The organism is Pseudomonas sp. ok266, from assembly GCF_900110195.1.
Taxonomy (GTDB): domain Bacteria; phylum Pseudomonadota; class Gammaproteobacteria; order Pseudomonadales; family Pseudomonadaceae; genus Aquipseudomonas; species Aquipseudomonas neuropathica.
The window spans coordinates 176,727-195,982 of the sequence record NZ_FOCU01000009.1; the positions used below are offsets into that span (position 1 = coordinate 176,727).

Genomic DNA, 19,256 nt, shown 5'->3' on the forward strand with positions numbered 1-19,256 from the left:
TGGGTTAGTTTCATATAGAAGAAGCGTCGCAGGACTATGACTGGTCCCCTGCGGCCTTCTTGGTCACCCGGCGATATCGCGAATGGCGATCTCGCTCATGATGCGTTCAAGCACCTGATCGATGGACAACTCCGTGGAATCCAGCTGTATGGCGTCAGCCGCCGGCTTAAGCGGGGCTACCGCTCGCTGGGTGTCACGCTCGTCGCGTGCACGGATCTCATCTAGCAGACTCGACAGACTAACACCCTCGACTTTGCCCTTCAACTGCAAATATCGACGGCGCGCCCTCTCCTCGGCACTGGCGGTCAGGAAAATCTTCAGCGGTGCATCCGGAAAAACCACCGTGCCCATGTCGCGACCATCGGCCACCAGACCCGGCGCTTCCTGGAAAGCACGCTGGCGCTGCAGCAGCGCCTCACGTACGGCCGGCAATGCAGCCACTTGCGAAGCGCCGGAGCCGACGCTTTCGGTGCGGATCACATCGCTGACTTCGTCACCTTCCAGAATGATCCGTTGCAACTGACCTTCGGTCGCCGCAATGAACTGAACATCCAGATGAGCGGCAAGCTTCTTCAGCAGCTCTTCATTGGTCAGGTCGACACCATGGTTGTGCGCAGCAAATGCCAGCAAGCGGTACAACGCACCGGAATCCAGCAGGTTCCAGCCCAGACGCTTGGCCAGAATTCCGGCAACGGTGCCTTTGCCCGAGCCGCTTGGCCCATCAATGGTGATGACCGGTGCAATGTTTTTCACGACTGAGCCTCTTGTGCCACACGAATACCGACCTGCCCGCAAAGCGCGAGGAAGTTGGGGAACGACGTCGCGACGTTAGCGCAATCATGGATGCGGATCGGTGCGGTGGCGCGCAGGGAGGCCACACTGAAAGCCATCGCGATACGGTGATCGCCGTGACCATGCACTTCGCCGCCGCCAATCTGGCCGCCGTCGATGATGATGCCGTCCGGGGTCGGCTGGCATTTGACGCCCAGCGCCAATAGACCGTCCGCCATGACTTGGATGCGATCCGACTCCTTGACCCGCAGCTCTTCAGCGCCGGTCAGCACAGTGCGTCCTTCGGCACAGGCCGCCGCCACGAACAGCACCGGGAATTCGTCGATGGCCAGCGGAACCAGCTCTTCGGGAATCTCGATACCTTTGAGTTTAGCTGCCCGTACGCGCAGGTCAGCCACAGGCTCGCCGCCGACTTCACGCTGGTTTTCCAGAGTGATGTCCGCACCCATCAGGCGCAGGATGTCGATCACGCCGGTACGGGTCGGGTTGATGCCGACGTGCTCAAGCACCAGTTCCGAACCTTCAGCGATCGATGCTGCGACCAGGAAGAACGCCGACGACGAGATATCGCCCGGCACTTCAATATGGGTCGCAATCAGTTTGCCACCGGACTCAACCGATGCCGTGGCGCCATCAACGCTTACCGAATAACCGAAACCACGCAGCATACGCTCGGTATGGTCGCGAGTCGGAGCCGGCTCGGTCACGGTGGTCTTGCCCTCAGCGTACAGACCGGCGAGCAGCAGGCAGGATTTCACCTGTGCGCTAGCCATCGGCATGGTGTAAGTCAGGCCTTTGAGTTTATGCCCGCCACGAATGGTCATTGGTGGACGACCTTCGGCAGCAGTTTCGATGACCGCGCCCATTTCGCGCAGCGGATTGGCCACGCGGTTCATCGGACGCTTGGACAGCGAGGCATCGCCAGTCAAAACGCTGTCGAAGCTCTGTGCAGCCAACAGGCCGGACAGCAGACGCATCGACGTGCCGGAGTTGCCCAGATAGATCGGGCCCGGCGCCGGTTTCAGGCCGTGCAGGCCGACACCGTGAATGGTCACGCGTCCGTGGTGCGGGCCTTCGATGACTACGCCCATGTCGCGGAATGCCTGCAAGGTCGCCAGGGCGTCTTCGCCCTCAAGGAAACCTTCGACTTCGGTGACGCCTTCGGCCAGCGAGCCGAGCATGATCGAACGGTGGGAAATGGATTTGTCACCCGGTACGCGAATCCGACCGGACAGGCGGCCACCAGGTTGAGCCAGGAAGATCAGATCGTTGGAATTCATAGCGTCCACATAGGCCCTGCGGGCCAGGATTTTACTGAAATGCTCGCGGGCAACCCGGGCGCGCGTGAAGACGCCCAACAATTGGTGCCCATCCCCTGCATCGACCGCGTCGCGCAAAGCGTCGAGGTCGCTGCGAAATGTATCGAGTGTGCGCAGGACAGCCTCGCGGTTGGCGAGGAAGATGTCGTGCCACATCACCGGGTCGCTTCCGGCGATTCTTGTGAAATCGCGGAAACCGCCCGCAGCGTAACGGAAGATCTCAAGATTTTCATTGCGCTTGGCCAAAGAGTCGACCAGACCAAAGGCCAGCAGGTGCGGCAGATGACTGGTCGCGGCCAGCACTTCATCATGACGCTCGACCTGCATATGCTCGACGTCGGCGCCCAATTCGCGCCACAGACGATCGACCACAGCCAACGCCGCCGGATCGGTTTGCTCAAGCGGCGTGAGGATCACTTTGTGGCGACGGAACAGTTCGGCATTGGAGGCTTCCACCCCGCTCTGCTCGGAGCCGGCAATCGGATGGCCCGGCACGAAACGCGCCGGCATGCCGCCAAACGCCTCGGTCGCCGCGCGCACCACATTGCCTTTGGCGCTACCGACATCGGTCAGAATCGCCGCCCCCAGATCAATACTCGCCAAACGCGCGAGCACTTTTTCCATGGCCAGAATCGGCACCGCCAGCTGAATCACGTCAGCGCCCTGACAGGCCACCACCAGATCATCTTCACAACGATCGACCACACCCAACTCGACCGCCAGCTTGCGCGATTGCGGATCGAGATCGACCCCGACCACTTCGCGGCAGATGCCACTTTCACGCAAGCCCTTGGCAAACGAACCACCGATCAACCCCAGACCGACCACCACAAGGCGCCCGATCATAGGTGCAGCAGATTGCAGTGCAGTGACATCACCCACGAGCCAGAACCTTGCGCAGCGCTTCGAGGAAGCGGCTGTTTTCCGCCGGCAGACCAATGGTCACCCGCAGGTGGTTCGGCATGCCGTAGTTGGCCACCGGACGCACGATCACGCCTTCGCGCAGCAAGCCCTGAAACACCGGGGCTGCGACTTGAGCGAGATCGACGCAGATAAAGTTGCCTTTGGATTCGATCCAGCTCAGGCCCAGCTCACGGAAACCGGCCTGCAACTGCTGCATGCCTGCCTCGTTGAGTTGACGGCTTTGCGCCAGATATTCCTCATCCTTCAACGCCGCACAGGCTGCCGCCAAGGCGAGGCTGTTGACGTTGAATGGCTGGCGAACACGGTTCAGTACATCAGCCACAACCGGGGTCGACAGACCGTAGCCAACACGCAATGCCGCCAGACCATAGGCCTTGGAGAAGGTACGCGAGACCAACAGATTCGGGTAAGCGGCAAGGAAATCCAGTCCGTCCGGCAGATCACTGCCTTCGGCGTACTCAATGTACGCCTCGTCGAGCACCACCAACACGTGCTCCGGAACATCCTGCAGGAACTCGTCCAGCGCTTCTGCGCCGAACCAGGTACCGGTCGGGTTGTTCGGGTTGGCGATAAATACGACGCGGGTATTGCCATCGATGGCCGCGAGCATCGCAGGCAGATCATGCCCCCAATCCTTGGCCGGCACCACTTTGGCCTGAGCACCGACCGCCTGCGTGGCAATCGGATACACCGCAAACGCATGTTCGCTGAAAACAGCGTTCAGGCCCGGCGCCAGATAGGCACGCGCGACCAGCTCAAGAATGTCGTTGGAGCCGTTACCCAGAGTGACCTGGCTCAGCTCGACACGGCATTGCTCGGCCAGCAGGGATTTCAGCGCAAAACCGTTGCCATCCGGGTAACGCGTCAGCTCGGCCAGCTCTTCGCGGATGGCCGCCAAGGCTTTCGGACTGGCGCCTAGCGGGTTTTCGTTGCTCGCCAGTTTGACGATTTTGGCCGGATCCAGGTCCAGCTCGCGCGCCAGTTCGTCCACAGGCTTGCCCGGAACGTACGGCGAAAGTTGTTGCACGCCCGGCTGTGCCAGAGCGAGGAAATTGCCACTCATTTGCTACCGCCCTTAGAGAACTGCTTTCGGGTAGGAACCCAGCACTTTGAGTGCTACTGCTTCCTGACTGATCTTTTCCAGCACACCTTTGATCAACGGATCACGGTGGTGGCCGACGAAGTCGATGAAGAACACGTAGGTCCATTTGCCGCTGCGCGACGGACGGGTTTCGATCCGGGTCAAGTCGATCCCGTTGTCATGGAACGGCACCAGCAGCTCGTGGAGCGCACCCGGCTTGTTGCTCATCGAAACGATGATCGAAGTCTTGTCGTCACCGGTCGGCGGTACTTCCTGATTACCGATCATCAGGAAGCGCGTCGAGTTGTCCGGACGGTCTTCGATCTTCTCGGCCAGACGGGTCAGGCCATACAGACCGGCCGCCATATCACCGGCAATCGCTGCCGAGTTCCACTCGCCTTTAACCCGCTTGGCCGCTTCGGCGTTGCTCGATACCGCAACGCGCTCGACATTCGGGTAATGCGCGTCCAGCCACTTGCGGCACTGGGCCAGCGACTGCGCGTGGGAATAGATACGGCTGATACTGTCGGTCTTGGTGTTTTCACCAACCAACAGGTGATGGTGAATGCGCAGCTCGACTTCGCCACAGATAACCATGTCGTGCTCGAGGAAGCTGTCCAGCGTGTGGTTGACCGCGCCTTCGGTGGAGTTTTCCACCGGCACCACGCCAAAATTCACCGCACCGGCTGCCACTTCACGGAACACTTCGTCGATCGCCGCCATCGGCTTGCTGATCACCGCGTGACCGAAGTGCTTCATGGCTGCAGCCTGGGTGAAGGTGCCTTCAGGACCGAGGTAAGCCACTTTCAGCGGCTGCTCCAGCGCCAGGCACGAGGACATGATTTCGCGGAACAACCGCGCCATCTCTTCGTTGCCCAGCGGTCCCTGATTGCGCTCCATCACACGCTTGAGCACCTGAGCTTCGCGCTCAGGACGATAGAACACCGGCACTTCGCCTTCGGCCAGCGAGGCCATCTTTACTCGCGCGACTTCCTGGGCGCAACGCGCACGCTCACTGATCAGCTCAAGGACTTTGGTGTCCAGAGCGTCAATACGAACGCGCAGTGCCTTGAGTTCTTGCTCGGACATCAGCCGTGTTCCTTCTCGAATTCAGCCATGTACGCCACCAGCGCGTTAACGGCGGTGATGTCGACGGCGTTGTAGATGGAGGCGCGCATGCCGCCCACGGAGCGGTGGCCCTTCAGATTGAGCAAGCCGCGCTCTTCGGCACCGACCAGGAACGGCTTGTCCAGACGATCATCAGCCAGACGGAACGGCACGTTCATCCACGAGCGATCCGACTTGTTGATCGGGTTGCTGTAGAGGCCGCTGGCGTCGATGAAGTCATACAGCGTGCGCTGCTTGACGTCATTCAGTTTGGCGATGGCTTCAACGCCGCCCTGCTCTTTCAGCCACTGGAACACCAGACCAGACAGGTACCAGGCCAGTGTCGGCGGGGTGTTGTACATCGAGCCGTTATCGGCCGCGACTTTGTAGTCGAGCATCGTCGGGCACAGCGAGCGCGCCTTGCCGAGCAAGTCTTCGCGGATGATGTTGACGACGATACCGCTTGGGCCGATGTTTTTCTGTGCGCCGGCGTAGATCATGCCGAAACGCGAAATATCAACCGGACGCGAGAGGATGTCCGAAGACATGTCCGCTACCAACGGCACGTCACCGGTTTCGGGGATCCACTGAAACTCCAGACCGCCGATGGTTTCGTTCGGCGCGTAGTGAACGTAAGCGGCGTCTTTCGACAGTTTCCACTCGTTCTGGCCCGGAATGGCGAAATAGTCGTAAGGCTTGGCGGTGGCGGCAACGTTGACGTGGCCGTAGCGCGAGGCTTCTTCGATGGCTTTCTGTGACCAGATACCGGTGTCGATATAGTCGGCCGAGCCGTTTTCCGGCAGCAGGTTCAGTGGAATCTGCGCGAATTGCTGGCTGGCGCCACCTTGCAGAAACAGCACTTTGTAGTTCGACGGGATATTCAGCAGGTCACGCAGATCCTGCTCGGCCTGGGTGGCGATGGACACGAACTCATCACTGCGATGGCTCATTTCCATGACCGACAGACCCTTGCCGTGCCAATCAAGGAGTTCACCCTGGGCACGTTGCAGGACAGCTTCAGGAAGCGCCGCAGGACCGGCGCAGAAGTTATAGGCTCGCTTGCTCACATCCAATCTCGCTCTGATTTGGTGGTATCACATATCAGTCGGCGCTGATTTTATGTGGGAGCGAGCTTGCTCGCGAAGGCGGACTGACATTCAACAACGATGTCGCCTGATACTCCGCCTTCGCGAGCAAGCTCGCTCCCACATGGATCTTCATGGGCGCCGAAATTTCATACCGGACAAATAACAAGGGGGCGAATTCTCATCCGCCCCCTCGTTTGTCCGCTTATTCTTGCGGTTCTTCGTCTGCTGCGGCGTCGAGTTGCTGGTCTTCGGCAGCATCGTCGATCACGACATTGCCTTCGAATTCCTCGCCCTCTTCACCCTCAAGCTCTTCACCTTCAACTTCCGAAGGCTCCTGAACCCGCTCCAGCCCGACCAAGGTTTCATCCTTGGCCAGCTTGATCAGCGTGACGCCCTGTGTGTTACGACCCAGGCTCGACACTTCGTCGACACGGGTACGCACCAGAGTGCCCTGATCGGAGATCAACATGATTTCTTCACCGTCCTGCACCTGAACCGCGCCGACCAGACGGCCGTTACGCTCGTTGCTGACCATGGCGATAACGCCCTGACCGCCACGCTTGTATTCAGGGAACTCGGTGATCGCCGTGCGCTTGCCGTAGCCGCGCTCGGAAGCAGTGAGAATCTCGCTGCCTTCTTCTGGAATCAGCATGGAGATGAGCTTCTGTCCTTCTGGCAGACGCATACCACGCACACCGCGGGCGGTACGGCCCATGGCGCGAACTTCGGATTCCTTGAAGCGAGTCACTTTGCCGCCGTCGGAGAACAGCATGATTTCCTGCTCGCCATCGGTAATAGCGGCGGAGATCAGGATGTCACCTTCGTCCAGCTCCAGTGCGATCAGACCAACGCTGCGCTGACGGCTGAAGGCCACCAGCGGAGTCTTCTTCACGGTACCGTTGGCGGTCGACATGAAGATGAACGGGGCTTTCTTGCGGTCGGCAGCCTTGATGCGAGCACGACGTTCTTCATCGGTCTCGTTGCTGTTTTCGATTTCTTCTACATCAGCCTCGGCGCCTTCGGCTTCTTCTTCATCGGCCTGACGCTTCATGGCTTCGAGATCGACCGGCAGCATGGTGGTGATGTATTCACCTTCGCTCAATGGCAGAAGGTTGACCAGCGGACGACCACGGGCGGCGCGGGACGCTTCCGGAATTTCGTAGGTCTTGAGCCAGTAAACCTTGCCTTTGCTGGAGAACAGCAGCAGCGTGGTGTGGCTGTTGGCAACCAGCAGGTGAGCGATGTAGTCCTCATCCTTGACGCCGGTGGCCGACTTGCCTTTACCGCCACGACGCTGAGCCTGGTACGCAGCCAGTGGCTGGGTCTTGGCGTAGCCACCGTGGGAGATGGTCACGACGCGCTCTTCTTCCGGGATCATGTCACCCAGGGTCAGATCGAGACGGGCATCGAGAATCTCGGTGCGACGCTGATCGCCGTATTCGGCGCGGATCACTTCCAGCTCTTCGCGGATCACTTCCATCAGGCGCACGGCGCTGTTGAGGATGCGGATCAGCTCGCCGATCTGGTTGAGGATCTCTTGATACTCGGCCAGCAGTTTTTCGTGTTCCAGACCGGTCAGACGGTGCAGACGCAGTTCCAGAATGGCTTGCGCCTGTTCTGGCGACAGGAAGTACTTGCCTTCACGCAGACCGTATTGCGGATCGAGGTTTTCCGGACGGCACGAATCGGCACCGGCACGCTCAACCATCGCCACCACTGCCGAGGATTCCCACGGTGTGCTGACCAGCGCTTCTTTGGCTTCCGACGGCGTCGGCGAAGCCTTGATCAGGGCGATGACCGGGTCGATGTTCGACAGGGCAACGGCCTGGCCTTCGAGGATATGACCACGCTCGCGCGCCTTGCGCAGTTCGAACACGGTACGGCGGGTGACGACTTCGCGACGGTGACGGACGAAGGCTTCCAGCAGATCCTTGAGGTTCAGGATGCGTGGACGGCCGTCGATCAGCGCAACGATGTTGATGCCGAATACCGATTGCAGCTGGGTCTGGGCGTAGAGGTTGTTGAGGATCACCTCAGGCACTTCGCCGCGACGCAGTTCGATCACGACGCGCATACCGTCCTTGTCGGACTCGTCGCGCAGTTCGGTGATGCCTTCGAGCTTCTTCTCTTTGACCAGCTCGGCGATCTTCTCGATCAGACGCGCCTTGTTCAACTGGTAAGGGAGTTCGGTGATGACGATCTGCTGACGGCCACCGACCTTGTCGATGTCTTCGATGATCGAGCGGGCGCGCATGTAAATACGGCCACGACCGGTACGGTAGGCTTCGATGATGCCGGCGCGACCGTTGATGATCGCGGCGGTCGGGAAGTCCGGACCGGGGATGTATTGCATCAGTTCATCGACGGTCAGCTCAGGATTGTCGATGAGCGCCAGGCAACCGTCGATGACTTCACCGAGGTTGTGCGGCGGAATGTTGGTCGCCATGCCCACGGCGATACCGCTGGAGCCGTTGACCAGCAGGTTGGGGATACGGGTCGGCATGACCGCCGGGATCATTTCGGTGCCGTCGTAGTTCGGCACCCAATCCACGGTTTCTTTATGCAGGTCAGCCAGCAGCTCGTGCGCCAGCTTGGTCATGCGCACTTCGGTGTATCGCATGGCCGCAGCGTTGTCGCCGTCGACCGAACCGAAGTTGCCCTGACCGTCTACCAGCAGGTAGCGCAGGGAGAAAGGCTGGGCCATACGAACGATGGTGTCGTACACCGCGGTATCACCGTGCGGGTGATACTTACCGATCACGTCGCCGACAACACGGGCAGATTTCTTGTACGGCTTGTTGAAGTCGTTGCCCAGCTCGCTCATCGCGAACAGTACGCGACGGTGCACGGGCTTGAGGCCATCGCGCGCATCCGGCAGTGCACGGCCGACGATCACGCTCATCGCGTAGTCGAGGTAGGACTGTTTCAGCTCGTCTTCGATATTGACCGGGAGGATTTCTTTGGCCAGTTCGCCCATGAGAAGCCTGATTCCTTTTTCTGGTGAAACTTCGTCATATCCATATGGGACCAACGAAGCTCGTCGGGGCAGACCGAGTGCCATGCACCGACTTACGACAAATCAACATTGGATCGCGGATTTGCGCAGTAAAGACAGCTCCGTGGAGCTGCCTCGGAAAACGCCGGATGTTATCACAAGAGCCGCCACGCACCTATCCCCCTGATGCGCATGGAGCATAGTTAGTTGACCGGTGACAGGCTTAACGGGGACGAGAGAGGCTCAGAGCTTCTTTGGATGCAGAATTGGGGCTTGGTTTAGCGATGTTTATTGACATTTAGGGCCCCTTCGCGAGCAAGCTCGCTCCCACAGGGTTCTGTGGCGCTCACAAAACCTGTGGGAGCGAGCCTGCTCGCGAAGAGGACAATTCAGACATCAAGCCAATCAATGCAGGCGTTTGCGGCACATCAACTGGGCCATTTTCGCGGTATCCGGGCGCTCGACGATGCCTTTTTCGGTGACGATCGCATCGATCAGGTCGGCCGGCGTCACGTCAAATACCGGGTTGAACGCTTCAACGTCCGCGCCGACGCGCTTGCCACCCACTTCGAGCAACTCGGCGCCATCACGCTCCTCGATCGGGATGTCGTCACCGCTGGCCAGATTCATGTCGATGGTCGAACTTGGCGCCACCACCATGAAACGCACGCCGTGGTGCATGGCGTTGACCGCCAGTTGGTAGGTGCCGATCTTGTTGGCCACGTCACCGTTGGCGGTGATGCGGTCCGCACCGACGATCACCCAGGTCACGCCTTTGGTTTTCATGATGTGCGCAGCGGCGGAGTCGGCATTCAGGGTGACCGGAATGCCTTCGTTGGCCAGTTCCCAAGCGGTCAGGCGCGAACCCTGCAGCCACGGACGGGTTTCATCGGCATAAACGCGCTCGACCATGCCTTCCAGATAAGCCGCGCGAATCACCCCCAGCGCCGTACCGAACCCGCCGGTAGCCAGCGCACCGGTGTTGCAGTGAGTCAGAATCGCCTGCGCATTGCCCTGGTGCTTGCGGATCAGGTCAACGCCGAGCTGGGCCATGGTCAGGTTGGCTTCGCGGTCGCTTTCATGAATGGCAATGGCTTCGGCTTCCAGCGCCGCCAACGGGTCGGCGTTGCCTTTCAGACGATCCAGTCGATCGTGCATCCGGCCCAACGCCCAGAACAGATTGACTGCGGTCGGACGAGAATCGGCCAGCAAGGCGAAATCTTCTTCCAGCGCCGCAGCCCAGTCGCCACCTTCGGTCAGACGGGCACGGGCCGCCAGCACAATGCCATAGGCTGCGCTGATGCCGATGGCCGGCGCACCGCGCACCACCATCGAACGAATCGCCTCGGCCACGCCGGCGGCGCTGGTGTAGGCAATCCAGGTTTCCTCGAACGGCAAAATACGCTGATCCAGCAGGTGGAGCGCGCCATCTCGCCAATCGATGGCCTTTACTTTCTCCGCAGCCAACAGTCGATCGCGCATCCCTCACCCCGTACTCATGAACAAAAGCCGCCGATTATAGCGATCCCCCCGCGAAGACGCTCGGGTATACTTCGCCATCCTTTACAAAAGCACTGGAACCGCCCCTCGATGCCGAAACCTGCCATTGCGCTCGACTTATTATTGCTGCCGACCTGGCTGGTACCCGTCGAACCTGCAGGCGTTGTGCTCAAGGAGCACGGCCTGGGCATTCGCGACGGTCGCATCGTGTTTATCGGCCCGCGCGCCGAAGCATTGAAGTGTAACGCCACAGAAACCCGGGAATTGCCGGATGTGCTGCTCGCCCCCGGTCTGATCAACGCGCACGGTCACGCGGCGATGACGCTGTTTCGTGGCCTGGCCGATGATTTGCCGCTGATGACCTGGCTGGAAAATCACATCTGGCCGGCCGAGGCCAAGTGGGTCGATGAAGATTTCGTTCGCGATGGGACTGATTTGGCTATCGCCGAGCAGATCAAGGGCGGCATCACCTGTTTCTCGGACATGTATTTCTACCCGAAAGTCGCCAGCGAGCGCGTGCACAACAGCGGCATTCGCGCGCAGATCGCCATTCCAATCCTTGATTTCCCGATTCCGGGCGCCAGCAGCGCCGATGAAGCCATTCGTCAGGGCGTCGAGTTGTTCGGCGATCTCAAGCACCATGAACGGATCAAGATCACCTTCGGCCCCCATGCACCGTACACCGTCGGTGACGAAAACCTCGAGAAAATCCGAGTGATTGCCGAGGAGCTGGACGCCTCGATCCATATGCACGTGCACGAAACCGCTTTCGAAGTTCAGCAAGCGCTGGAGCAGCGCGGTGAACGTCCGCTCGCGCGCCTCGGCCGTCTCGGCCTGCTCGGCCCGCGCTTCCAGGCCGTGCACATGACCCAGATCAGCGATGACGACCTGGCGTTACTGGTAGAAAGCAACACCAGCGTGATCCACTGCCCGGAATCGAACCTGAAACTCGCCAGCGGCTTCTGCCCGGTCGAGCGTTTGTGGCAGGCTGGCGTCAACGTGGCCGTTGGCACCGATGGCGCCGCCAGCAATAACGATCTGGATCTGCTCGGCGAAACCCGTACCGCTGCGCTGCTGGCCAAAGCCGTCGCCGGTTCCGCCACCGCACTCGACGCCCATCGAGCGCTGCGCATGGCCACGCTGAATGGCGCGCGCGCACTGGGGATCGAGGCGCAAGTCGGCTCGCTGGAAATTGGCAAAGCTGCCGACATCGTCGCTTTCGACCTGTCCGGCCTGGCCCAGCAACCGGTATATGACCCGGTCTCGCAGCTTATATATGCCACCGGTCGCGATTGCGTGAAACACCTGTGGGTCGCCGGCAAGCAACTGCTCGACGACCGCCGCCTGACGCGCATGGACGAAGAGCAACTGGGCGCCACCGCCCGGACCTGGGGCCAGCGCATCAGCGGCCACACCGAATCGTAAACACCTTGGCGCAAACGCCAGGGCTACAGCACTTTTAAAGTTTTAGAGGATTAAACATGAGCAACGTCGACCACGCTGAAATCGCCAAATTCGAAGCCTTGGCCCATCGCTGGTGGGACCGCGAAAGCGAGTTCAAACCACTGCACGACATCAACCCGCTGCGGGTCAACTGGATTGACGAGCGGGTCAATCTGGCCGGCAAGAAAGTCCTCGACGTCGGTTGCGGCGGCGGCATCCTCAGCGAAGCCATGGCGCAACGCGGTGCCACGGTGATGGGCATCGACATGGGCGAAGCGCCGCTGGCGGTCGCGCAACTGCATCAACTGGAATCCGGCGTCAGCGTTGAGTACCGCCAGATCACCGCCGAAGCCCTGGCCGAAGAAATGCCGGAGCAGTTTGACGTGGTCACGTGCCTGGAAATGCTCGAGCACGTGCCGGATCCGTCGTCAGTGATCCGCGCCTGCTTCCGCATGGTCAAGCCGGGCGGTCAGGTGTTCTTCTCGACCATCAACCGCAACCCGAAGGCCTACCTGTTCGCCATCATCGGCGCTGAATACATCATGAAGCTGCTGCCGCGCGGCACCCACGATTTCAAGAAATTCATCCGCCCGTCCGAGCTGGGTGCCTGGAGCCGCATGGCCGGCCTGACCGTCAAAGACATCATCGGCCTGACCTACAACCCGCTGACCAAGCACTACAAACTGGCCAGCGACGTTGACGTCAACTACATGATCCAGACCCTGCGCGAGGAGTAAGCCGATGGCGATCAGAGCAGTTCTTTTCGACATGGACGGCACCCTGCTCGACACGGCGCCGGACTTCATCGCCATCTGCCAGGCCATGCGTGCAGATCGCGGCTTGCCGCCGATCAACGACAAGCACATCCGCGACGAGATTTCCGGTGGCGCCAAAGCCATGGTCGCGGTGACGTTTTCGATGGACCCGGAGTCGCCGGGCTTCGAAGAACTGCGTCTGGAGTTCCTTGAGCGCTATCTGGTTGGCTGCGCCGTGCACAGCAAACTGTTTGACGGCATGGGTGAACTGCTGGCCGATATCGAAAAGGCCAAGCTGATCTGGGGCGTGGTCACCAACAAACCACTGCGCTTTGCCGAGCCGATCATGCAGCAACTGGGACTGGCCGAGCGTTCGGCATTGCTGATCTGCCCGGATCACGTGAAAAACAGCAAGCCGGATCCGGAACCGTTGATCCTTGCGTGCAAGATGCTTGATCTGGATCCGGCGACGGTGCTGTTTGTCGGCGATGATTTGCGCGATATCGAATCGGGGCGCGATGCCGGGACGAAAACCGCTGCGGTGACGTTCGGTTATATCCATCCGGACGACAACCCGCGCCACTGGGGCGCGGATGTGGTGGTGGATCATCCGTCGGAGCTGCGCAAGGTGCTCGATAGCGCGCTTTGCAGTTGCTGAGACCTGACGCAGAGCGTCATTGGCTGCATTCCCACGCAGAGCGTGGGAACGATCTGACTTGATGAGGTTTTTATGTTTGATTATTCCGCTCGCCCCGAATTGCTCAAGGATCGGGTCATTCTGGTCACCGGTGCCGGTCGCGGGATCGGCGCGGCAGCCGCAAAAACCTACGCCGCCCATGGCGCTACGGTATTGCTGCTGGGCAAAACCGAAGCGAACCTGACGCAGGTGTATGACGAGATCGAGGCTGCCGGGCATCCGCAACCCGCCGTGATTCCGTTCAATCTCGAAACCGCCCTGCCCCATCAGTACGATGAGCTGGCCGCGATGATCGAGACCGAGTTCGGCCACCTCGACGGCCTGCTGCACAACGCTTCGATCATCGGCCCGCGCACGCCGATCGAACAGTTGTCCGGTGAAAACTTCATGCGCGTCATGCAAGTCAACGTCAACGCCATGTTCATGCTGACCAGCACCCTGCTGCCGCTGCTCAAGCTGTCGCAGGATGCCTCGGTGGTGTTCACCTCCAGCAGCGTCGGGCGCAAGGGCCGTGCGTACTGGGGCGCTTATGGCGTATCGAAGTTCGCCACCGAAGGCTTGATGCAAACCCTGGCCGATGAAGTCGACGGTGTCGCGCCGGTACGCTCCAACAGCATCAACCCGGGCGGCACGCGCACCAGCATGCGCGCCCAGGCGTATCCGGGGGAAAACCCGCTGAACAACCCGACACCGGAAGAAATCATGCCGGTCTACCTGTACCTGATGGGCCCGGACAGCACCGGCATCAATGGCCAGGCCTTCAACGCGCAATGACTGCCATACGTCGCTTTTGTTGCCGCGGCAGATTCCTGTCGCGGCATGCATTTGCCGCTGGCGACTGTCATATTTCAGTCAATTTTCCACCGCGCCCCTCCCCCTTGTTCAGCCAACCTGTTGATTCCAAACGGTTTAAATAAAACCGAACCGAATGGCACGACTTTCGCTCTAAATTTCCTCAAAGCATGCCGTGTGAAGGCAGTGGGGCAAGGCCGAATTCGATAGCTGACTAATCGTCTTCAGGCAGACTAAACTTACGCCAAATGTCCTACGGGACTGATGGATCAGTATGACGCGCAGCCCATAGCCGCTCTCACCCAGCCTGTAAGACAGACTTACTGCTTTAGGGGCTCACGCCATATGAAATCACCCTCCCAGACCAATGCAATTGACTTTGACAGTGCCAAATTGCAACGCCTGGGCTTTGGTCAGCTGCCTCCCCTTCTGGAGCGACCGGCCAGTCTTGCGCAATTGCGCCAGCAAATGAGCCTGCAACTGCAAACCAGCCTCGAGCCGCAACGCATCCTCGGTCTGTTTTTCCGCGAAGTTCAGCGTCTCGTGCCCCTGGACGCGCTTAGCTACGTGCATCAGGGCAGTGACCTGCGTCTGGAGTTCGGTGCCCGCGGCCACCACTCGATCAGCTATACCCTGAGCCACGAAGGCGAGCACATGGGCGAACTGGTGTTCCGTCGCAATCAACGCTTCAACGACAAGGAACAAGGTCAACTGGAGTCGTTACTGTCATCCTTGCTGTACCCGATGCGCAACGCGCTGCTTTATCGCGAGGCGACTCAGAGTGCCCTGCGCGATCCGCTGACCGGCGCCGGTAACCGCATCGCCATGGAGCAAACCCTGCAGCGGGAGATCGATATGTCTCGCCGACATCAACAACCGTTGTCGCTGCTGATGCTCGATATCGACCACTTCAAACGGGTCAACGACAGCCATGGCCACAGCGCCGGCGATGACGTGCTTAAAGCCATCGCCGCGACAATCAAGGCGCAACTGCGCAACGTCGACATGGTGTTCCGTTACGGTGGTGAGGAGTTTCTGGTGCTGCTGTCCAACACCAGCCGGGATGCGGCGGCAATGGTCGGCGAACGCCTTCGTTATGCGACGCAGGCGGCCGAATACTATGCCGATGGGCAGTTGATTGAATTGACGGTGAGCCTGGGATGTTCGACGTTGTTGCCGGGCGAATCGGCTGACAGCTTGCTGCGCCGCGCTGACAGTGCGTTGTATGTGGCCAAGCGTGAAGGTCGCAACCGCCTGGCGATGGCGGGCTAAGCCTTTCAGGCAACACAAAACAGTGTGGGAGCGAGCTTGCTCGCGAAAGCGGTGAATCAGTCAACGCAGTGCTGACTGACATGACCCCTTCGCGAGCAGGCTCGCTCCCACATTGGTATTGCGTGAGGCTTGAATCAGCTCTCGACTACCGCCCTGCGCTCTCGGTTGACCAGCAAGCGTTCCGACGTCTCCAGTTGCATGCAACGCTCCAGAAACAGATACATGTAGTCATAGCTCTTGCAGACGGCCTGACGCAACTCGGCCTGCAAGGCCTTGCTCGGGTTCATCCCGGCCAGGGTGCAGATGATTTCCAGCGCCTCCCACGGATGGGCATCGTCGTACTGGGCATGCATCTTCAACCACTTCATCGCGCGCTTGCGATCCTCTTCGGGAAACGCTGCGGCATACACGCCGGTGGAGCAGACCAGCGCCGACCACTCCCCGGTCGCGCCTTCGATGGCATAGTTGGTGGCCGCGATGGCCACAATCAACGAATCGGCTGAGCTGGTGTGCCAGCACCAATGACTCAAGGCATGCAGTTCGGGCGGCACATGTTGGGCCTGAAGGTCTTCCAGACTGACGCCATGTGCACGACTCCAGTGCACCCAATAATCCGCATGATTGAGTTCAACGCGGATATTGCGCATCAGCCAGCGCCGCGCCATGTCTTCGCCCGGATGCCGGGCAAACCTGGTTTTGGTGAGATTCTGCGCCATGTACAGCGCAAATTGCTCAACCACCGGCCAGCCCCCGATCAGGTACTGACGCATGGTTCTGGCGCTGAGCTTGTTATCACGCATGCGCAGGTAAAGTTCATGTTCGACAACCCGGCGCTTGCTCTCGCTGCAATCCGCAATGAGCTGTTGTGCCCAGGCAGGATAACTTGCAGCTTCCATGAGTGGTCCGGTTCGGTTGAATGTGTCGATCACTGTTCGGCTCCTTTTGATTTGTGATTGTAAGGATCGGCGAGAGACTTCAACGGAACGTGCCAGGCGCTTTGAATAACAGCGGTTGCGGTCTGGCGGGCCGACTTTGCAAACTGTCGCAGGTAAACAACTGTGGGCGTTCTATAACATAACCCTGAGCGTAATCCACACCAATTTCAAGCAGGGCCTGCTCGATCTGGGTTGTTTCAACAAACTCGGCAATTGTCTTTTTACCCATGACATGCCCGATGTGATTGATCACTTCGACCATTGCGCGGTTAATCGGGTCGTCCAGCATATCCTTTACGAAACTCCCGTCGATCTTCAGGAAGTCTACAGGCAAATGTTTCAGATAAGCGAATGAAGACATTCCGGCGCAAAAATCATCTAACGAAAAATAGCAACCTAAGCCTTTGAGTTCATTAATAAATCTTATTGCACTGCCCAGATTTGAAATTGCACTGGTTTCTGTAATTTCAAAACAAATCATTTCAGGCGGTATTGCATAGTTAACAAACTGTTCCCGCAGAAAGTGCAAAAACGCGTCATCTCCTATAGTAATGCCTGACAGATTAATCGCACACATTGCTAAAGGTTGTTGATGTTCTTGGGCAATACATTGAGCAATAACCTTAAATACATTCTGAACTACCCAACGATCCAGTTGACTCATCAAACCATAGCGCTCGGCGGCGGGAATGAAACTGTCCGGCAGAATCATCCGCCCGGCTTCATCGTGCAGACGCAGCAGAATCTCGATATGCCCACCGTTGTTGTCACCCGACTTGAGCGGAGCGATTTCCTGGGCGTACAGACAAAAACGGTTTTCCTCCAGGGCCATGTGCAAGCGTTGCACCCAGGCCATCTCACCAAAGCGCAGGGACAGTTCGGAATCGTCAGCGTGATAAACCTGCACGCGGTTGCGGCCCTTTTCCTTGGCCATGTAACAGGCCATATCTGCGGCACGCAATGAGGCTTCGAGGGTCGTCGGGACTTGTGCGATATGCACCAGGCCAATGCTCACGGTGGTCAGGAACGGCCGCCCCTTCCAGACAAAGTGCAGATTCTGCACAGTCTGACGCAGCGCCTCGGCAATCTTTTCCGCCGCGTCCGGCGCGCAGTTCTCCAGCAAAATGCCGAACTCATCACCACCCAGTCGCGCCAGCGTATCGCCCTCGCGCAGTCCGGACTGCAGCAACGTACATATGTGCCGCAACAACTCATCGCCGGCGGCATGGCCGCAGGTGTCGTTGACCAGTTTGAATTGATCAAGATCGAGGAACATCAGCGCATGCCGCCCGGTATGGCGGGTGAGATTGTGCAGCGCCTGCTCCAGGCGATATTCGAACTCGCGACGGTTAGCCAGCCCGGTCAGCGCGTCATGGGTGGCCTGCCACGACAGATTGGCGATGTATTGCCGTTCCTGGGTCATGTCGTGCAACACCAGCACCGTGCCACTGACCTTTCCGGCATTACGGATCGGCGCGCCGACCAGGGTCACCGACAATGTCGTGCCATCAAGGCGCTGGATCAGCTTCGAGTGCTCGCTGCCGCCACTGAGCTTGCCGCTGAGAATGTGCTCGATCAGGGTCAGCCCTTCGGACTGGGCGTTGTCGTCGAGCAGATTGAACAATGCCGCCAGCGGCAAACCCGCCGCCTGTTCGGCTTTCCAGTGGGTCATGGCTTCAGCGGCCGGGTTCATGTAATCGATAGCGCCGCTGACGTCGGTGGTAATGACGCCATCACCGATCGAATGCAAGGTAACGTGCGCCCGATCCTTCTCCAGTTGCAGCGCCTCGGCAAAGGCATGGCGCTGTTTGAGCAACTTGTGCGTGCGCCACAGGGCCAGCACGATCAGCCCCAGCGCTGTGGCGAGATTGGTCAACAGCAGCAGCCGCAGGATCATCCGCGAGCCTTCGCCCAGCGCATCGCTGAAGGCTTTCGCGGCCGGGGTCACGCCATCGTTGATGGCAAAAATGCGTGCCTTCCAACCCTGGATATCGGCGCTGCTGGCGGTGTTTTGCGAAATGCTGCGGTGCATCTCCTGCGCCACGTCATCCAGCTCGACCAGATAGGCGTCACCGACCGTCCAGCGGTCAATTGCGGTTTCCAGATAACTGAAATGGCGGAAGTTGAGGTACAGCCAGATCAGGCTGGAAACATCGTCCGGGTGGTTGCCACCCTTGAGAATGCCTTCGCGCGCCGCGGCCAGATCCGGCGGTTGATGATCCAGCGCCAGGCGCAACTGATGCCCGCCTTGCGGCACACCGATCGCAGTGCGGTACTTGAGGAAAATCGCCTCGTCACGGCTGTCGGCGTAGAGATTGAGGTAGTAAATCGCGTCTTTCTGGCCCTTGGACCAGAGGCTTTCACCAGCGACGTAACCGCGAACCGCCGAGAGCACGTAAAGACTCACGCCGCCCAATAACGCTTGAAACAACACGACGGCAATAAATGGCCAGACGATGCCCAACAACCGTGGCGTTCCGAGAGTCCGCTTTTGCTTCATGAGATCCCTTGCGCAAGCACTGCCAGATGAACACCGGAAAATCCCGCTCCTGACAG

The 19,256-nt window shown here is 59.4% G+C and carries 14 protein-coding genes; 5 read left to right on the top strand and 9 right to left on the bottom strand.

From position 1 onward, the window contains the following. Positions 1-63: 63 nt before the first annotated feature. The 7 genes from cmk to mtnA form a co-directional block, all read right to left on the bottom strand. Positions 64-753 (bottom strand): (d)CMP kinase, encoded by a 690-nt coding sequence (gene cmk, locus BMY54_RS18315; protein WP_064391442.1) that lies wholly within the window; start codon positions 751-753, stop codon positions 64-66. Beyond that, the gene (locus tag BMY54_RS18320) at positions 750-2,957 is read right to left on the bottom strand and encodes a bifunctional prephenate dehydrogenase/3-phosphoshikimate 1-carboxyvinyltransferase (protein ID WP_256573919.1); all 2,208 of its coding nucleotides are present in this window, start codon (positions 2,955-2,957) and stop codon (positions 750-752) included. The genes cmk and BMY54_RS18320 overlap by 4 nt, the downstream gene beginning before the upstream one ends. A gap of 28 nt (positions 2,958-2,985) precedes the next feature. Beyond that, positions 2,986-4,098 carry a histidinol-phosphate transaminase gene (gene hisC / locus BMY54_RS18325; RefSeq protein WP_093435297.1) on the bottom strand — a complete coding sequence of 371 codons (1,113 nt, stop codon included), beginning with the start codon at positions 4,096-4,098 and terminating at the stop codon, positions 2,986-2,988. Between the two features lie 12 nt (positions 4,099-4,110). Further along, positions 4,111-5,205, bottom strand: coding sequence for a prephenate dehydratase (gene pheA, locus BMY54_RS18330; protein WP_016770924.1), 1,095 nt, complete (start codon positions 5,203-5,205; stop codon positions 4,111-4,113). Beyond that, the gene (gene serC, locus BMY54_RS18335; RefSeq protein WP_093435299.1) at positions 5,205-6,290 is read right to left on the bottom strand and encodes a 3-phosphoserine/phosphohydroxythreonine transaminase; all 1,086 of its coding nucleotides are present in this window, start codon (positions 6,288-6,290) and stop codon (positions 5,205-5,207) included. The genes pheA and serC overlap by 1 nt, the downstream gene beginning before the upstream one ends. Before the next feature lie 223 nt (positions 6,291-6,513). Next, a complete protein-coding gene (gyrA, locus tag BMY54_RS18340) occupies positions 6,514-9,288 on the bottom strand; it encodes a DNA gyrase subunit A (protein ID WP_093435302.1) in 2,775 nt (924 codons plus the stop codon). A 423-nt stretch (positions 9,289-9,711) separates the two neighbouring features. Next, positions 9,712-10,788 carry an S-methyl-5-thioribose-1-phosphate isomerase gene (mtnA, locus tag BMY54_RS18345; protein WP_093435305.1) on the bottom strand — a complete coding sequence of 359 codons (1,077 nt, stop codon included), beginning with the start codon at positions 10,786-10,788 and terminating at the stop codon, positions 9,712-9,714. Between the two features lie 108 nt (positions 10,789-10,896). Here mtnA and BMY54_RS18350 point away from each other — a divergent pair, with 108 nt between their 5' ends. The 5 genes from BMY54_RS18350 to BMY54_RS18370 all read left to right on the top strand — a co-directional run bounded on the left by BMY54_RS18350 (position 10,897) and on the right by BMY54_RS18370 (position 15,765). Further along, a complete protein-coding gene (locus tag BMY54_RS18350) occupies positions 10,897-12,231 on the top strand; it encodes a TRZ/ATZ family hydrolase (RefSeq protein WP_093435307.1) in 1,335 nt (444 codons plus the stop codon). Positions 12,232-12,287: 56 nt separating this feature from the next. Beyond that, a complete protein-coding gene (gene ubiG / locus BMY54_RS18355; RefSeq protein WP_093435309.1) occupies positions 12,288-12,986 on the top strand; it encodes a bifunctional 2-polyprenyl-6-hydroxyphenol methylase/3-demethylubiquinol 3-O-methyltransferase UbiG in 699 nt (232 codons plus the stop codon). A 4-nt stretch (positions 12,987-12,990) separates the two neighbouring features. Further along, positions 12,991-13,662 carry an N-acetylmuramic acid 6-phosphate phosphatase MupP gene (gene mupP / locus BMY54_RS18360; protein ID WP_093435311.1) on the top strand — a complete coding sequence of 224 codons (672 nt, stop codon included), beginning with the start codon at positions 12,991-12,993 and terminating at the stop codon, positions 13,660-13,662. A 72-nt stretch (positions 13,663-13,734) separates the two neighbouring features. Continuing rightward, entirely contained in the window at positions 13,735-14,475 is a 741-nt protein-coding gene (locus BMY54_RS18365) for a YciK family oxidoreductase (RefSeq protein ID WP_025113079.1), read from the top strand. 363 nt (positions 14,476-14,838) lie between these two features. Further along, positions 14,839-15,765, top strand: coding sequence for a GGDEF domain-containing protein (locus BMY54_RS18370; RefSeq protein ID WP_093435313.1), 927 nt, complete (start codon positions 14,839-14,841; stop codon positions 15,763-15,765). Between the two features lie 134 nt (positions 15,766-15,899). On the opposite strand, the gene BMY54_RS18375 is transcribed toward BMY54_RS18370, so the two are convergent. Together BMY54_RS18375 and BMY54_RS18380 are read right to left on the bottom strand one after the other, a co-directional pair. Beyond that, positions 15,900-16,661: an iron-containing redox enzyme family protein gene (locus tag BMY54_RS18375; protein ID WP_189661354.1), complete on the bottom strand. Its 762-nt coding sequence runs from the start codon at positions 16,659-16,661 to the stop codon at positions 15,900-15,902. A 79-nt stretch (positions 16,662-16,740) separates the two neighbouring features. Beyond that, positions 16,741-19,200, bottom strand: a complete 2,460-nt coding sequence (locus BMY54_RS18380; RefSeq protein WP_093435317.1) for an EAL domain-containing protein — start codon at positions 19,198-19,200, stop codon at positions 16,741-16,743. Positions 19,201-19,256 lie beyond the last annotated feature (56 nt).

Coding starts and splice junctions, on each gene's coding strand:
- gyrA (WP_093435302.1), bottom strand. CDS start 9,288: ATGGGCGAACTGGCCAAAGAAATCCTCCCGGTCAATATCGAAGACGAG.
- pheA (WP_016770924.1), bottom strand. CDS start 5,205: ATGTCCGAGCAAGAACTCAAGGCACTGCGCGTTCGTATTGACGCTCTG.
- BMY54_RS18365 (WP_025113079.1), top strand. CDS start 13,735: ATGTTTGATTATTCCGCTCGCCCCGAATTGCTCAAGGATCGGGTCATT.
- BMY54_RS18375 (WP_189661354.1), bottom strand. CDS start 16,661: ATGGAAGCTGCAAGTTATCCTGCCTGGGCACAACAGCTCATTGCGGAT.
- BMY54_RS18320 (WP_256573919.1), bottom strand. CDS start 2,957: ATGATCGGGCGCCTTGTGGTGGTCGGTCTGGGGTTGATCGGTGGTTCG.
- BMY54_RS18370 (WP_093435313.1), top strand. CDS start 14,839: ATGAAATCACCCTCCCAGACCAATGCAATTGACTTTGACAGTGCCAAA.
- BMY54_RS18380 (WP_093435317.1), bottom strand. CDS start 19,200: ATGAAGCAAAAGCGGACTCTCGGAACGCCACGGTTGTTGGGCATCGTC.
- BMY54_RS18350 (WP_093435307.1), top strand. CDS start 10,897: ATGCCGAAACCTGCCATTGCGCTCGACTTATTATTGCTGCCGACCTGG.
- hisC (WP_093435297.1), bottom strand. CDS start 4,098: ATGAGTGGCAATTTCCTCGCTCTGGCACAGCCGGGCGTGCAACAACTT.
- ubiG (WP_093435309.1), top strand. CDS start 12,288: ATGAGCAACGTCGACCACGCTGAAATCGCCAAATTCGAAGCCTTGGCC.
- mupP (WP_093435311.1), top strand. CDS start 12,991: ATGGCGATCAGAGCAGTTCTTTTCGACATGGACGGCACCCTGCTCGAC.
- mtnA (WP_093435305.1), bottom strand. CDS start 10,788: ATGCGCGATCGACTGTTGGCTGCGGAGAAAGTAAAGGCCATCGATTGG.